15 protein-coding genes are annotated in these 14,017 nt (G+C 70.5%); 4 read left to right on the top strand and 11 right to left on the bottom strand.

Annotation, left to right across the window (positions count from 1 at the left end):
- Positions 1-33: 33 nt before the first annotated feature.
- On the top strand, positions 34-756 hold the full coding sequence (locus tag ACH45N_RS00805; RefSeq protein WP_397390241.1) for a response regulator: 723 nt from the start codon (positions 34-36) through the stop codon (positions 754-756).
- A 17-nt stretch (positions 757-773) separates the two neighbouring features.
- On the opposite strand, the gene ACH45N_RS00810 is transcribed toward ACH45N_RS00805, so the two are convergent.
- The gene (locus ACH45N_RS00810; RefSeq protein WP_397390243.1) at positions 774-1,190 is read right to left on the bottom strand and encodes a hypothetical protein; all 417 of its coding nucleotides are present in this window, start codon (positions 1,188-1,190) and stop codon (positions 774-776) included.
- Between the two features lie 150 nt (positions 1,191-1,340).
- Here ACH45N_RS00810 and ACH45N_RS00815 point away from each other — a divergent pair, with 150 nt between their 5' ends.
- Positions 1,341-2,231: an HNH endonuclease gene (locus ACH45N_RS00815; protein ID WP_397390245.1), complete on the top strand. Its 891-nt coding sequence runs from the start codon at positions 1,341-1,343 to the stop codon at positions 2,229-2,231.
- Positions 2,232-2,265: 34 nt separating this feature from the next.
- Here ACH45N_RS00815 and ACH45N_RS00820 read toward each other — a convergent pair whose 3' ends face one another.
- Positions 2,266-2,949, bottom strand: coding sequence for a hypothetical protein (locus ACH45N_RS00820; protein ID WP_397390247.1), 684 nt, complete (start codon positions 2,947-2,949; stop codon positions 2,266-2,268).
- Positions 2,950-3,242: 293 nt separating this feature from the next.
- Positions 3,243-3,908: a hypothetical protein gene (locus ACH45N_RS00825; RefSeq protein ID WP_397390248.1), complete on the bottom strand. Its 666-nt coding sequence runs from the start codon at positions 3,906-3,908 to the stop codon at positions 3,243-3,245.
- 287 nt (positions 3,909-4,195) lie between these two features.
- On the opposite strand from ACH45N_RS00825, the gene ACH45N_RS00830 reads away from it, so the two are divergent.
- Positions 4,196-4,720 carry a PDDEXK nuclease domain-containing protein gene (locus ACH45N_RS00830; RefSeq protein ID WP_397390250.1) on the top strand — a complete coding sequence of 175 codons (525 nt, stop codon included), beginning with the start codon at positions 4,196-4,198 and terminating at the stop codon, positions 4,718-4,720.
- Between the two features lie 21 nt (positions 4,721-4,741).
- Here the strand turns inward: ACH45N_RS00830 and ACH45N_RS00835 are convergent, their stop codons facing one another.
- The gene (locus tag ACH45N_RS00835; RefSeq protein WP_397390252.1) at positions 4,742-5,371 is read right to left on the bottom strand and encodes a PKD domain-containing protein; all 630 of its coding nucleotides are present in this window, start codon (positions 5,369-5,371) and stop codon (positions 4,742-4,744) included.
- Between the two features lie 239 nt (positions 5,372-5,610).
- Entirely contained in the window at positions 5,611-6,204 is a 594-nt protein-coding gene (locus tag ACH45N_RS00840) for a DUF6318 family protein (RefSeq protein WP_397390254.1), read from the bottom strand.
- Between the two features lie 284 nt (positions 6,205-6,488).
- Here ACH45N_RS00840 and ACH45N_RS00845 point away from each other — a divergent pair, with 284 nt between their 5' ends.
- Entirely contained in the window at positions 6,489-6,695 is a 207-nt protein-coding gene (locus tag ACH45N_RS00845) for a hypothetical protein (RefSeq protein WP_397390256.1), read from the top strand.
- A gap of 81 nt (positions 6,696-6,776) precedes the next feature.
- On the opposite strand, the gene ACH45N_RS00850 is transcribed toward ACH45N_RS00845, so the two are convergent.
- The 6 genes from ACH45N_RS00850 to ACH45N_RS00875 all read right to left on the bottom strand — a co-directional run bounded on the left by ACH45N_RS00850 (position 6,777) and on the right by ACH45N_RS00875 (position 14,016).
- Complete coding sequence (locus ACH45N_RS00850) at positions 6,777-11,417, bottom strand: LysM peptidoglycan-binding domain-containing protein (protein WP_397390258.1); 4,641 nt, start codon at positions 11,415-11,417, stop codon at positions 6,777-6,779.
- Positions 11,417-11,899, bottom strand: coding sequence for a pilus assembly protein TadG-related protein (locus ACH45N_RS00855; protein ID WP_397390260.1), 483 nt, complete (start codon positions 11,897-11,899; stop codon positions 11,417-11,419). Before ACH45N_RS00855 ends, ACH45N_RS00850 begins: the two co-directional genes overlap by 1 nt.
- On the bottom strand, positions 11,896-12,294 hold the full coding sequence (locus ACH45N_RS00860; RefSeq protein WP_397390262.1) for a TadE/TadG family type IV pilus assembly protein: 399 nt from the start codon (positions 12,292-12,294) through the stop codon (positions 11,896-11,898). The genes ACH45N_RS00855 and ACH45N_RS00860 overlap by 4 nt, the downstream gene beginning before the upstream one ends.
- A gap of 38 nt (positions 12,295-12,332) precedes the next feature.
- Positions 12,333-12,710 carry a TadE family protein gene (locus ACH45N_RS00865; protein WP_377227347.1) on the bottom strand — a complete coding sequence of 126 codons (378 nt, stop codon included), beginning with the start codon at positions 12,708-12,710 and terminating at the stop codon, positions 12,333-12,335.
- Positions 12,711-12,721: 11 nt separating this feature from the next.
- The gene (locus tag ACH45N_RS00870) at positions 12,722-13,009 is read right to left on the bottom strand and encodes a hypothetical protein (RefSeq protein ID WP_377227348.1); all 288 of its coding nucleotides are present in this window, start codon (positions 13,007-13,009) and stop codon (positions 12,722-12,724) included.
- Between the two features lie 86 nt (positions 13,010-13,095).
- The gene (locus ACH45N_RS00875; protein WP_377227349.1) at positions 13,096-14,016 is read right to left on the bottom strand and encodes a hypothetical protein; all 921 of its coding nucleotides are present in this window, start codon (positions 14,014-14,016) and stop codon (positions 13,096-13,098) included.
- Between the last annotated feature and the right edge of the window lies 1 nt (position 14,017).

Consider the following 14,017-nt stretch of genomic DNA (forward strand, 5'->3'; position numbering starts at 1 on the left):
CCGATCCACGGCCCCGACCGGTACGTTTACCCCGTGACTCCCGTTGCCGACCTGATCGGGGCTGTCGCCAGCCTCCTGTGGCCCCTGCTCGTCATCGTCGTGCTGCTGGTGTTCGGCCGGCAGCTCCTGTCGAAGCTGCGCAACTCCGACGACGTCACGCTGGAGATCGGCGGGCAACGACTCAACCTCAAGCAGGCGACGGACCAGCAGTCCGACATGATCACCGACCTGCAGCGTGAGGTGGCGCTGCTCAAGCGTCAGCTGGACGGCGTCCTGCCGACCCCTGGGACCGGGGTCCCCGGGCAGTCCCAGGGCGTGACCCCGCCCCCGGACGAGACCGGCTGGGCGTCGTCGGAGCGGGAGCGACGGGTCTCGGTCCCCGCGAACCTGCCGATCCTCTGGGTCGACGACCACCCGGAGAACAACGCGATGGTCACGGAATCGTGGCGGCGTGAGGGCGCCCAGGTCGACACCGCGCGCTCGACGGCCGAGGCGATGCGCCTCCTCGGGAGCCGCCGGTACGGACTGGTGATCTCGGACATGGGCCGGCACGAGTCCGGCGTCGACGTGCCGGACGCCGGACTCCGCCTTCTCGCCGAGGTCCGTGCGGCGGACGCTCACCTGCCGTTCGTTCTCTACGGGAACGTCGAGCCCGTCTCCGACGTGGCACGAGCTGCGGGCGCGACCCTGGTGACGGGCTCGACGTTCGAGCTGGTCGACTTCGCGAGCAAGCTGGGAGTGCTCCAGGGCGTCTGACGCCCGGCCGCCCGGCGTCAGCTCCCGGACCGTGCCGACCGGTTCCGCGTCGAGGCGAGCGCCCACGCGACCAGGACCGGCTGGCCGAGGAGCCGCAGAGCGCGCTTGCGGTCGGTGTCCAGGCCGAACGCGTTCCGGCGTCCCGCGTACTGCGCGACGTTCCCCGGGAAGACCGCGACGAAGAACGCGGCGGCCAGCGCCCCCAGACGGCGTCGGGCCGGCTGCTTCCAGGTGGCCACCAAGGCCGTACCGAGGCCGATCTCGAGGATCCCGGACCCGACCACGACGGTGTCGGGGTCGGCCGGGAACCAGCTGGGTACCTGGGCCTGGAACTCCTTGCGGGCCGTGGTCAGGTGGCTGATGCCGGCCGTGAGCAGGGCGGCGCCAAGAGCTACCTGGCCGATGCCGCGGAGGACGGAGGAGGTGGATGCCATGGGGTCCATCCTGGACTCCACGCTGCGACCGAGCATCCCGCGGGGAGAATGCGTCGCCTGGCAGTTCGTGCTGCTCACCGCGGTGTCGCCCGACTGTGCCCACCATGCTCATGGCTTCCCCCGGCCGATGAGATCTGGTGAGGTGTGCACATGGAATCTGCGTTCGAGAAGGCATTGCGCGCACGCATCATCTCCTGGGTTCAGGAGCGCGCCGAGGCGAACGGTGGGTTTCTCAATCGCGCCGAGCTGCTCGACTTCCACATCGACGGCCAGAAGTTGCCGATCATCGACTACTCGCGGGGAATCCGAAATCCCGCGTCCTTCGGGTCCACCCTGTCGATCGTCAGCGCCACCGACGGGCCCTACGACGACACCGAGTCCGAGGACGGTCTTCTCCACTACGCGTACCGCGAGGGAGACCCCTGGTCCGGCGACAATCGAAAGCTCCGCAATGCGATGGCCACGGGTGCTCCGCTGATCCTGTTCCGGAAGGAGGTGCCCAACATCTACACGCCCGTGGCCCCGGTCTACGTCGTCGAGGACTATCCCGAGGATCGCACCTTCATCATCGCTCTCGATGAGTCCTTCAACTATGTGCCCGACGTGCGACACATGCCTGAGCCCGATCGGATCTGGGCACTACGGCTCGCGAAGGAACGACTGCATCAGCCGGCCTTTCGCACCCGCGTCATCGTCGCTTACGACACCCAGTGCGCGGTATGTGAGTTGAAGTTCGGCTCGCTGCTCGACGCAGCGCACATCATCCCGGACTCACATGAGCGCGGAGTTCCGACGGTGAACAACGGCCTTGCTCTGTGCAAGATCCACCACGCTGCGTACGACCAGAACATGCTCGGCGTGACGCCGGATTACAAAGTTCAGGTCTCCCGCGACCTCCTCGAAAAGGTCGACGGACCGATGCTGAGGCACGGACTGCAGGAGATGCACGGCCGGACCATTCAACTTCCCCGGCGCCGTGCCGATCGTCCGAGCGCCGAGTTCCTAGCCTGGCGGTACGAGCGGTTCGGGGTCAGGACCTGATGAGTAGGCTGACCGGCTGCGGGAATGCGCAGTATCAGTTCCGGAGGAGCGCCTGAAGCTCACCGATCCGGATCTGCGTTGTGATCGGCTGCGTCGTGAAAGGAATCTGGCCGCCCTGCCCACCGCTGCTCTGCCATTCGACCGCCCAGTACGCCGTACCCGTGAGGGTCAGGGTGCCCGGGCTGCTGTTGAGGTCCGCACCGAACCCGCAGGTCGGCGACGGTTCCGCGCTGTTACGCCCGTCGTACGGTGTGCCGGGAGCGTTGGCCCCGTCGCAGGAGATGGCGCCAATCGTGGTGCCGTTCGCCGACGTCAGGGTCCACTCGACACGATCGAGAGTGCCGGCGGCCGTGACGGTCAAGCCACCGCCACCTGCGGAACGCGTGATCGGGCCGATCGTGTTCTCAGCACGGTTCGCGATCCACAACCAGATAGGCAGGCCGATGGTCCCGACCGCACTTGGATTACTGCCGGACGCCGGCGGAGTGGAACCGATCTGGCCCATGGAGAGATTCATGGCGGCTACGGCGCGCTGGGCGAGCTCCTCGGCCGATGGGCCTGTCGCTGCTGGGGCGCTCGGACGCCAATAGACGGCGTAGCCATCACAGGCTTCCGGAGGCGTATCGTTCTGCGCACATTCCGGCGGCGTGCATTCCACGAGAAAACCATCATCGTGGCCCTCCCAGTCGTTGCCGTCCTGGGGGTTGTCGGAGAACACGCGCTCATAGCATCGGCCGTTCCACGCACCGTACGGCGACGAACACGGGACTTCTTCCCCTTTGAAGCGGCAAACCTGCGGCCCTTCAACACCGCCACCGGGGTTGTCACCGCCACCGTCTTCTCCGCCTCCTCCGTGATCTTCACACGGGATGACGACGCCGTCAGGCATTGTCACCGGAATGCATACATCCGCCATCGCTGTGGGAGCTGGCGTGAGGAGGGACAGCAAAGCCGCAAGCGCTATCCCGAATGAGACAAGGCCGCCGCGAAACCTAGGCGCAACTCGTGATCTCAGCATGCCTTCTCCGGATGCGGCGTCTCCGTGTTGACCGTCCAGGCAGTATCCGGACCTTGGTGGCGAATCAGATACGAAAACATGTATCGGCTCGGCGCGCCCGCTTGGCGTGCAATTACGTTCCCACCTTTGTCGAAGTTCTTGACATCACTAAAATCGACGCAAGCCTCCAATGACACTGACTCAAAGCCATTATCATTCGGCTTATAGTCAGTAACTTCTGACTTGACAACCTCGGCGGAGCCGGTGGTGTACCGACCCTCAGTCGCCAGTTGCTCGAAAGCATCGCCCGTAGGACCCCAGATATCAGGGTTGCCCCAGAACGGGAGAAGCTTGTCCGCCCAATCCGTATAGCCGTTATTCGCCACCTGCGCCGTAGTCTCGTAGTACTTCACGAGCCGCGCCTTCGCGTCCGCGATGTTCTTGGCCTTGATCTGCTCCGGCGTCGTCGGCGATGCGGACGGTTCCGGAGCCGGGCTCGCCGAAGGACTCGCGGAAGCCGACGCCGAAGGGGACGATGATCCCGGTCCGGGGATCGCACCCTGGACCGTCTCCGGCTCGAACACACCCGACCGCACGACCGCGAACGCCGCCACCGCTATGACTGCGACCCCGATGAGGACGGCGATGGTGCGCTTGGGCGTGATGGCGGACGAGACCATCGGCGACTCCCTCAACTTCGGGCACAACTCAGTGAACACGGCCGGAACAAGGGTGCGCTACATCCGTCTTCCCGGCAAGGCGCGTCCGTGATAATTCACAACATCTCGCCAACACAGGGCAAGCGCTGGCCACAAACGTGCCATGCTCCTCCCTTGGCGACCGTCGCCGTCATGTCGATTCGTTGCGTATACGCAACTCGGGTGGCGAATGTTGCAATGCCTCTACAGGCTTGAGCCATGAACCTTCTGACTGTCCGAACCGAGCCCCTCCACCGGACCGGTGAGCGATGAACATGTTCCGGCGCACCGAGTCCGGCCCCGAGGGGTTCGAGGACATCATCGACGAGATCACCGAGTCGATCCGCCGCACCTTCACCGGCATCGTGGTCGACCACCTTGAGGATCTCCTCGCTCTGCCGGACCGCCACATGTGCGTGGTCGACCGGCACATGGAGCTGATGGAGGACGAGCGCGACTACTCCGTCGACCTGCTCCTCTTTCACGTGACCCAGCTGCGGTACATCGCGATCCAGGTCCACGTCGGTCGCTTCAATCCGGTCCTGATCGGCCGCACGCGATACACGGTGTCGCTGGTGGACGACCTCGTACGCATCCCCGAGACCCACCGTCCGACGGTCGGGATCCTGCTCTGCACCGACGCGCCGGCCGACCAGATGGCGGGGCCTGTCGCCGTCGCCCTCTACGACGACCTGTCCCCCGCAGAACAGAGCGGTCTGCCGCTACCGCTCGAGCTCACGGCACTGGTCGACCGTTGCCTCGACACCACGACCGCCAAGCACGCGGTGTCGTGAGCGCCGAGAACACGGCCCGCCTCAGCCGCCGTACAGGTCCTCGACCAGCCGAGCCCGGGCCTCCAGGATCTCCAGGCTGCCCGACGACGACGACGTGGTCGCCTCTCCCGGCACGTCACGCCAGGTGGGCTCACCGGCCAGGCGAAACTGACCGCTCCAGGTGGTGGTGAGCGAGATGGTCGCCGTGCCCTGCTTCGCATAGGCGTGCGCGATGGTGTGTGCGGGGTACGGAGCGCCCGGGTCGGTGGTGCTCAACGGAGCTGTGCCATCGCCGAAGTCCCAGGAGTAGTTGCTCGGGACCGCACGGATATCCACAGGGATGCCGAACAGTTCGGTGCTGACCGTTCGAGGTTCTCGATCGGTAAAGGCGATGGTGTCGGCGTTGACGAGGGTCCAGCCGTCCGGCGGTTGTACGTTCACCTCCGACGGCGCGATCTGCATCTCCTGGAACGCCCGCGCCGCGGCGGCGGGGATGTCGACCTGGCGACGGCGCTCGGCCAGGCAGGACTCATCCTCGACCAGTGCGGCATCCGACCACTCGCCCGACACCTGACGCTGCTCGAACAGAGCCCCGACCGCTTGCTCGTCGTCCTCGCACTCGATGCCTTCGTAGGCGAGCTGGTGGCCCTCGTCGCACGACTCGGCGAGCACCGTGGCCCCACCGAGGTCACGGAGGAAGCACAACGCGGGAGTGACACGCCATTGGCGAACGGGCGGAGCGTACGACTGCCCCGACGATCGTTGACGCGCGCCAGCAGGTGTCCGCACGGACGCCGTTGGCAACTCAGCTGACACCCGTACAGCGTCCCGGCTGCTCTGCCCTTCGATGTCACCGAGCCCGCTGGGCGGGAACCCGAGCACAACCGTAAGCGCGAGAGCCGCTATAGCCCTCATCGACCAACCGCCGGGACAGGAGCAACGGTCACAACTACCCACTGGCCATCCCGACGCCCCAACTCAACACGGCGATCGAACGTCTTGGCTTCCACTGAGTAGAGCTCTTCCCCAGACACGCTCGTGATTCGGGATGACTCTTGCGAGATCTCTACGTCGAGAGGAAAGATCCCAGTTAGTTCGTCCCGCGCATAAACCTGCGTCACAAGAAGGTCCGAGCCGCCGCCGGTATACGTCCAATCGTCTGCGGCGATCCGCTCTGCCTGCGCAAGCGCATCGCTGCAGAACCCGCACGCCCGGTGCGACATCGCCTCGAACTCCTCCGTGTCCCCCGTGGCCATCACGTACGGGTAGAGCTCGATGAAATATTCCGCCGCAGCCGCGGCCCCCGCCGCGTCCTTGCGCTTCATCGCCTCGGGACGCTCCGGCTTGGCCGGTGCCGATGGGGACGGGCTCGCACTGGCCGCGGGCGTCGGGTCGCCGGTGGGCGCAGGAGAGACGTCCGGATCCGGCGGCGAGCCCGTGCACGCCATCAGCGCCAAGCCGGCCGTCACCATCAGCCCGATCGCGCGCATCACCATGCCGCTCATCCCGCACCCCGCCCCTCGGCCACGCCGTTGCGTATCCGCAACGGCCGGGAATGACGCTAGCCGCGCCCCCGGGATCCGGAAAGTGGGCCCTGTGGAAAACCTTGGGGACAGGGCAGGACACGGCCGCCAGGAAAGACGCCCCGCACCCGACATACCCCTTGAAATCCCCCCTGATAGGTGGCCAATACGAGTTTCAAGTAGCGGATCGCGATGTTCCTCTACAGGCTTGCCACCATGACCTCTCATCACGTCTGCACCACTGCGCCAGGGCCGGCGAGCCCGGAATGAACAGGTACACCGTGGTCGCGTACCGCGACGACCAGCGCTGGACGCTGCGCGCGGTGGGCGTCCCCGGCGCCGTCAGCCAGGCGGTCTTCCTGGACGACGCCGAGGCCGCCCTCCGCATCCTGCTCGCCCGGCTCACCGGTCAGGACGCCGAGAGCTTCGCCATTGACCTCGCACCGATCCCGGGCCCGGGCGGGTTCGACTGAGCGCAACGAGTCACGGACAGCAGACCTTGTCTGCTGTCCGTGACACCGCCTCGGCGGTAACGGCCTCGGGCGGGCCCGATCTCAGCCCCCGGCGCGCTCCCGCCGCCGCTCCTGCTCGTCCACCTGCGCCAGCAGCTCCTCGGTGTCCGGCTCGGGCTCCATGGCGAGCTGCTCCAGGTGGTCGCGCAGCCGATCCACGAGCCGGCCCACCGCGTCGCGCCGGCCGGAGGCGATCTCCGCGCGGATCCCGTTGCGCCACGACCGCTCGTCCACCGGGTCGGCGAGCCGCCCCACCTGGGACGCGTGCCGCGCGGTCGCCACGTCGCCCTCCAGGAGCGCGCGACGGGCCACCTCGTGGGACACGTCGACCACGCCCGACGAGATCGTGTGCATCAGCTGCTCGGCCCACACGTACTTGCGCAGCGGCACGCCCTCGAACGGCTTGCCGCGCACCATGTCCAGCGCGGCGAGCAGGTCCGACGTCGGCGTCTGCGTGAGGTCCGGGCCGACCAGGTCGCAGAACTTGTGCCAGTCCGCGGCGACCCCGCGCAGGCGGTAGCCGGCGGACTCGACGTCGGCCTGGCCGCCGTCGTCCGCGGACCAGTAGCGCGGCAGGTACTCGAAGCCGTTCGGGTCGGTGCCCAGCCAGCGCCGGGCGCGCGAGACGGCGGAGCGCCGGGTCGCCAGGTTGGGCTCGCGCGAGGGCCACAGCGCCTTCGAGATGTCCGAACCACGCGAACCCGGGTTGAACGCCAGGAAGGCGATCAGCTCGGTCGCCTGCCGCTGGTGCGTGGAGGGCAGCTCCACACCCGTCGTCCCGCCAAGCTCGACGTTGCCCAGCACCCGCACGATCGGCGGCTCGACCACGACCGGCTCGGGCTTCGCCTCGGCCGGACCCGACGTCTCGGCCGGCCCACCCGTCCCGACGACGGGTGTCCCCAGCGGCGGGGTCGCCACGCTGACCGCGGCCCGCGCCCACGGCGAGAAGCTCTCGGGCAGCCTGCCGTGGGTCGCCGGGGCCGCCGGACCAGCCGTCGTCCCCGTCCCGGCGCCGTAGGCCGACGGCGCGAGCGCCGTCGCCTCACCGACCGCGACGTCCGAATCCGCGGCACCAGCGCGGACAGCTTCCACAGGGATCTCCTCGAGCGTCGGTTCGGTGCGGTCGATCGAGCGGCTCCACTCGGGGCCGGGCGCGGTCTCGGGCTCGGCCAGCAGGGCCAGGGCCTGTGCGTAGGTCTCGGCGTCGAGCTGTTGCGGGCGCACCGCGATATAGGCCGGCATGAGGATGCCGCGGGTGGTGTCGCCGTTGGTCAGGTCGCCGGTCAGGTCGAGCACCCAGTCCCCCACCTCCGCGCTGGACGTCACGGCCGCGATCCCGACGCTCGGCACGCGCTCGACAAGGCTCTCCAACCTGGCGCGATCGGTCAGTCCGAGCCGCTCGCCGACGAGCAGGATCTCCGGCGTCCAGGCGTCGGTCGCCAGTCCCCGGCCGCGTGCCTCGGCCACGGAGGTGGCTCCGACCTGCGCCAGCGTACGGTCGACGTCGGCGGCGCGCGCCTCGAGCTCGCGCACGACCTCCGCGAGGCCCGCGACGTGCCGCACCCGGCCCGTGTCGACCACGCCCGGCAGCTCGCCGAGCATGCCCACGACGGTGACCTGCAGGTCGTCCGCCCACAGGCTCGTGGCCAGCTCGACGGCGAGCGCCGCGAGGGTGGCCTGCGCGGCTGCGTCCGTGCCGCGGATGTCGAGGCACGCGAGATTCTCGAGGTCGAGCATGAGGTGCGCGTTCTCGTCGTCGTGGCCGACGGTGACGAGGGCCGGGTAGGGCGCCTCTCCGTCCTCGGTCGCGCCGGGCCCGGCAGGGCCGACCTGTGCGGCGGCTTCGGCGTCGCCCGCCGCGAGCTGCCAGATGAACCGGTCGGTCGTGCTGGCCCAGGGTTCGGGCAGGTCGGAGGCGCGGTCGAGGTAGAGCTCGACGAACTCGCCGCTCTTGAGCCGCGCGATGCGCACCCCTGGCAGCGGCAGGCCCCGCTCGCGGTGCCACAGCGCGAGGCTGCGCAGCGCGCGGTCCACCTGGTCCCGCCCGAAGGGGTCCTCGACGCCGTGCAGGTCGCGCTCCAGCGCCCCCGCCGGCGTCTCCGGCCCGGGTACGACGACGGTCTCACCGGGTTCGCGACCCTTGCGTACTCGCCGCCGCTTCACGGCGACCAGGGCGAGCAGCCCTGCGGCGAGCAGGCCGCCGACGCCGGCCGCGGTGCGTATACCCACCGTCTCGTCGATGTCTTCCACGAGGTCGGAGGCAACGTCGCTCGCCGAGTCCAGGAGCGACGGGTCGCTCGCGGCGGCGGTGGTCGTGGCTGCGGCGGAGGCCGCCGTCGTCCCGGCCGCCACGGCGCCGGGCTGCGTGTCCGAGGTGTCCGGCTCGGCGGGGCCTTCGGTCTCCACCGGTGCCGTGGCCTCCACGGGCGGCGACGACTCGACGGCGACCTCGGGAACGGACTCCCCCGCGACGGGGTCGTCGCTCGCGAGGCCCCCGGGCAGCACGTCGTCCGCGCCCTGGGACGGGGCGATGCCCGCGCCCCCGATCGAGGTCGGCTCCACCTCGTCCTCCGGGACGAGCTGGGCGGGCTCCTCGATCACGCCCTCCAGCGCGTTGCCCGTCGCCGACTCGTCCTCGGACGCCCGGTCCCCGCCCCAGGTCGTACCGCTCCCGGACGACGTCTCCTTCGCGGCCGGCTCGTCGCCCTCGTCCTGCGGGAGGAGCTCGTCGGCGATCAGCCCGCTCCCGGGAATCGACTCGTCGAGCGAGCGGCCCTGCGGCGCCGACTCGTCCGGCTCGAGGTTCGGGTCGTTCTCGAGGTCCTCGGGCGTGACCTCGTCGTACTGGGGCCCCTCCGTCTCCTGCGGTGCCGGCGGGGCCTTCGGGACGAGGTTGCCCTCGGCGGTCCGCTCCGGCTTCGGTTCGGACGTGTCGCCCCCGGCGCCGGTGTTGTCCTTGCCGGTGTTGTCCTTGCCGGCGTCGTCCGCACCCGTGTCGTCCTCGGCGCCGTCCGGGCCGCCGATACCCGCCGTACCGGTCGCGACGTCGGCGGGGTCGGGCTGGTCGGCACCGGCACGGCCCGCGTCGTCCCGCCGCTCGTCGGCTGCGCCGTCGGCCGGCGACCGCGGGGCGGCGTTCTGCCCGGCGCGGTTCGGCTCGTCGGCGGCCGGGGCCTCCCCGGCCGGCTCGCCGGCGGGCCGCTCGTCCGACGGCGTCTGCTCGTCCTGCACGACGTCGTTCCCCGCGCCGCCCGGCTCCTCGATGTCCTCGGGCTCGACCTCGACCGTGCCCTCGGGCGTCACCTCGGCGGACGGCGCGGCCGGCTCGGGTCCGGGCTCCTTGGCGGGTGCACGCTGGCCGATCCTCGTGGCGCCCACCGCGTCCGACACGCCGCCGTCGGCCTCGGCCTCGTCGCCCGAGCCTTCGGCCCCCGGTGCGGACCCGGCCTCGCCCGGCGTCGCGGCGTCCGACCCCGCGGCGTCCGAACCGGCGTCCGACCCGGCCGGCTGCTCCGCACCCGCGTCCGCGGACTCCCCCTCGGACGCCGACTCGTCGGTGTCGTCCGGCGCCGGCTGCGCGGCATCGTCGCCCCGTGTGCCCTCGGCCGCCTCGTCCCGCGGGGCCTCCCCCGCGCCCGGAACGGTCACGGTCCAGCCCGGGTAGATGAGGTCAGGGTCGGTGAGCCGCTCCCCGCCCGGCTGGTCCGTGGCCCGTGACGCCTCGAAGACCTCCGGGTACTTCGTGCCGTCGCCGAGCTCCTCCTCGGCGATCCCCCACAGGGTGTCGCCCGGCTCCACGACCACCTCGGCCGCGGCCTTCCCGGAGTTGGTCACGTCGACGGCCTCCCGGTCGTCCGGGCCGGCCTTCGACGGACCGATCCCGACGGGATCGTCGCCGTCCCCGCCGGTGAGGACGACGTCGGCGCCCTCGGCAGCCTCCGCGGGCAGCCGCAGCACCCAGCCCGGCTCGATCCAGTTGCCGGCGTCGAGCGCACTGCCGTCGGCCTGCGGCACGCCGTAGTTCAGGTCGGCGATCTGCTTGAACCGCGCGCCGTCGCCCAGGGTCTGCTCGGCGATCCGCCACAGCGAGTCGCCGGGCTGCACGGTGTACGTGGGCAACGGTGCCTCGTCGGTGCCGGCCTTCGACTCCGTCGCTCCGGTGGAGACGTCTGCCGGGAGGGCGGCCTCCGACGTGACGGGCGCCGTCACGACCGTCCCGGTCTCGGCGACCTCCACCGGCGTCGTCGCCGCCATGGCGGGCGACACGGACGGTGCCGCGACCAGCATCGTGATCACCGCACCCACGAGCACCGCCGCGGCGCGCTGCTGGGCGCCGAGCCCGCGCACGTGCGGCGACCGGCGTCCGCGCAGCGCCGCGACCACCTCGATGACGACCGCAATCGCGAAGGTCAGCCACGCGACCCAGCCCACGATCTTGATCAGCCCGATCAGCACCGAACCGGTCACGTCGGGGCTGCTCAGGATCGAGATGATCTGGCCCACGCTGACGGGTCCGGTCCAGATCGGCCCGCCGAGCACCCACAGGCCCACCGGGATCCCGACGACGAGCGCGCACAGGAGCAGCGCCGCGCCGAGCCCTCTCAGCACGCGCGCGCCGGTACCCCGCCGCGGTCCGCCGGGTTCACCGGTCACCGCACGACCCTGGACTGTCGAGGTGCTCATCAGGATTCCTCCTGTCCTATGCCGCGGACCGCCCGCGCCTCGGCATCGGCCGTGACACGGAGCGAGCTGATGCCGATCAACGTCAGGAACGTCGTCTTGTAGGTGACCTGGGTGCCCACGGTGACGGTGGCGCCGTTCACGCCGGTCACCCCGCCCTGCACTCCCAGCGCGCCGAGCGTGTCGGCGGCAGCCTGTGTCGCGCGCCCGGGATCCACCTCGGGGGGCAGGCCCAGCTGTGCGCGGTCGATCCGGATCTGCTGTGCGGCGGCCCGAGCCGCCTGGTCCGCGGCGTACTCGGCCTCGTCCTCGGCGTGCAGTCGCCCGCCGCCGTCGACCACGAGGCCGATCGCGATGATGAGCGCCGGCACCATGCCGGCCGCGAGGATGTTGATCTCGCCCCGCTCCCGCACCCTGCGTGCTCCCGCCGGCGTCGCCGCCGTCCGCCCACGCCGTACCCACATGCGCCCAGCCCCCCTGGTCATGACCGCCCCCGATAGGCGTCGAGCACCGACGTCCCCGTCGCACTGATCGTCCGCGAACCGGGCGCGCCCGGCAGCCCGAGGTCACGGAGCGGCACCACGCACTCCACCCGCACCGTGATGGTCCCGACCGTCCCCAGCGGCAGGTCGAACGCGTCCGTCGCCGGCCGGACCGACGTCGAGGAGCACCTCACCCCGGAGTTCACGAGGGTCGACGTCGCCGTCGACGTCGCCTGCATCCCGGCCACGGCCGCCGTCCGGCTGATCGACGCCGCGCGCGCGGCCTCGTTCGCGGCCGACTGCACCACGCCCTCGGCCAGCACGATCCGGCCCGCCATGATGAGCAGCAGCCCGATCAGCAGCAGCACGGGAAAGATCACGGCGGTGTTGATCGCCACGTTCCCGCGCTCGTCCGCGCCCCCGTCGGACCCGCACATCAGCCGTTCACCGCCGACGTGAACCGCTCCACGGGACCCGTCGCCGACTGCTCCACCCGCAGCCCGCGGAAACCCGGCACGATCGAGGGCGCCAGCCCGGTCACCGTCGCGGTCGCCATCTCCTCGCCGCGCGTCACCGAGACCCGGACCGAGGCGAACGCGTCGCCCCCGCGCGCGAGCCGCGAGGCGGCCTCCGCGTATCCCGAGTCGACGCTGCCGCCCTCCACGCGCGCGGCCTGCACGGCCCCGTTGGCCACGGACTGCGCCGTGTTCTGCGCGTGGAAGTAGAGCACCCCCTGCACCATCCCGAAGATGAGCATCAGCACGATCGGGTAGGTCAGGACGGTCTGCAGGGAGGCGGCACCGCGCTCGTTCATCCGCTACATCCCTAGAGCTGAGACATGTACTCGTCGACGAGACCCTTGATCGCCGCACCGAGCGCGATGGCGATGCCGAGACCCACGACGGACAGCACGACCACCTCGATGGACTCCAGGCCGGCGTCGTCGGGCTCCCCCGCACGACCGGCGGACAGCCGGCGGCGGAGCTCGGCCGAGCGCTCGGCGAAGCGGGCGTTGAGGGCGTCGACGCGACCGCGCGCCGCGGCCGCGCGCAACGACGCCCGCGCGGCGACACGCGACGCCGCCGTCCGGCCCTGGCTCAGGTGCTGGTTCATGGTGACTCCTGGGGTGATGTCGACTTCAACAAATGGGTAACAAGCGGCTCGTGTGACACCGCGACGACGCCCGAGGGCGAGCCGGCTCAGGGTGCAGTCTGAAACATAGTGACCCCGATTGGAAAGATCAGCATCAAAAAGTACACAAATACGGTAAGTGTCCCCGGGACGGTCATCCGGACCGTCGCGTCGTGCGCGAGCTGCTGCTCGACGTCGAGCTGCGCGTCCCGCATCGCGGCCGCCTTGGACTGCAGCTGGTCGTGGATAGCCGAGCCCTGGGTACCCGCGAGCTCCACGATCGAGGCGACCTCGCCCAGCGCGTCCACCTCGACCTCCTCGCCCAGCTCGCGCAGCGCCACCCACGGCGCCTGGCCCTCCCAGCGGCTGCGTTCGAGCGCCGCGGAGATCCGGCGGAACGGCCACGACTCCGCGACCTGCGCGGCGGCGAACGTCGCCTGCGTGGCGCCGGCCCCGGAGACGCGCTCGATCGCGAGCAGCTCGAGGTAGGTCGACACGGCCCGCGCGAACTCCTGCCGGGCCCGCCTGGCCTTCGACCGGGCGTCGAGGTCGGGCAGGAACCAGGCGCCGAGCGCGAGCACGACCGCCGCCCCGAACGGCACCGACACCGGCATCCCGAGGTTGAGCAGCCCGACGCAGAGCCCGAGGAAGGGCACCGCAACCAGCACGATCACCGTGCCGAGCGCCTTCTCGCCGTAGTGGTCGGTGGCTGTCTTGCCGATCAGGTCCAGGTCGGCGCGGGTCGGTCCGCCACGCCCGAGCAGGGAGAGCGGGAGCCGGCGCTGCGCCCACGCCCCGAACACCTGCGTGTACCGCTGGGTCGCGGTGAGCTCGGTGCCGTCGGACACCGTGATGGGCTCGACCTTGTCGTCGCCGCTCATCCGGTCCAGCGCGGACTGGAGCCGCGGCGTCGACGGGAGGAGCTCCCGCACCACGAGGAACAGGCCGAGTCCCGCGACCAGGCCGCTGCCGATTGCCCAGGGCCACATG

This window comes from Promicromonospora sp. NPDC019610, from assembly GCF_044389365.1.
In the GTDB taxonomy this organism is placed as follows: domain Bacteria; phylum Actinomycetota; class Actinomycetes; order Actinomycetales; family Cellulomonadaceae; genus Promicromonospora.

Bases quoted from the DNA above. Each gene is read 5' to 3' on its own strand.
- ACH45N_RS00825 (WP_397390248.1), bottom strand. From the start codon at position 3,908: ATGGTCTCGTCCGCCATCACGCCCAAGCGCACCATCGCCGTCCTCATC.
- ACH45N_RS00840 (WP_397390254.1), bottom strand. From the start codon at position 6,204: ATGAGCGGCATGGTGATGCGCGCGATCGGGCTGATGGTGACGGCCGGC.
- ACH45N_RS00830 (WP_397390250.1), top strand. From the start codon at position 4,196: ATGAACATGTTCCGGCGCACCGAGTCCGGCCCCGAGGGGTTCGAGGAC.
- ACH45N_RS00855 (WP_397390260.1), bottom strand. From the start codon at position 11,899: ATGACCAGGGGGGCTGGGCGCATGTGGGTACGGCGTGGGCGGACGGCG.
- ACH45N_RS00875 (WP_377227349.1), bottom strand. From the start codon at position 14,016: ATGTGGCCCTGGGCAATCGGCAGCGGCCTGGTCGCGGGACTCGGCCTG.
- ACH45N_RS00845 (WP_397390256.1), top strand. From the start codon at position 6,489: ATGAACAGGTACACCGTGGTCGCGTACCGCGACGACCAGCGCTGGACG.
- ACH45N_RS00850 (WP_397390258.1), bottom strand. From the start codon at position 11,417: ATGAGCACCTCGACAGTCCAGGGTCGTGCGGTGACCGGTGAACCCGGC.
- ACH45N_RS00870 (WP_377227348.1), bottom strand. From the start codon at position 13,009: ATGAACCAGCACCTGAGCCAGGGCCGGACGGCGGCGTCGCGTGTCGCC.
- ACH45N_RS00810 (WP_397390243.1), bottom strand. From the start codon at position 1,190: ATGGCATCCACCTCCTCCGTCCTCCGCGGCATCGGCCAGGTAGCTCTT.
- ACH45N_RS00815 (WP_397390245.1), top strand. From the start codon at position 1,341: ATGGAATCTGCGTTCGAGAAGGCATTGCGCGCACGCATCATCTCCTGG.
- ACH45N_RS00865 (WP_377227347.1), bottom strand. From the start codon at position 12,710: ATGAACGAGCGCGGTGCCGCCTCCCTGCAGACCGTCCTGACCTACCCG.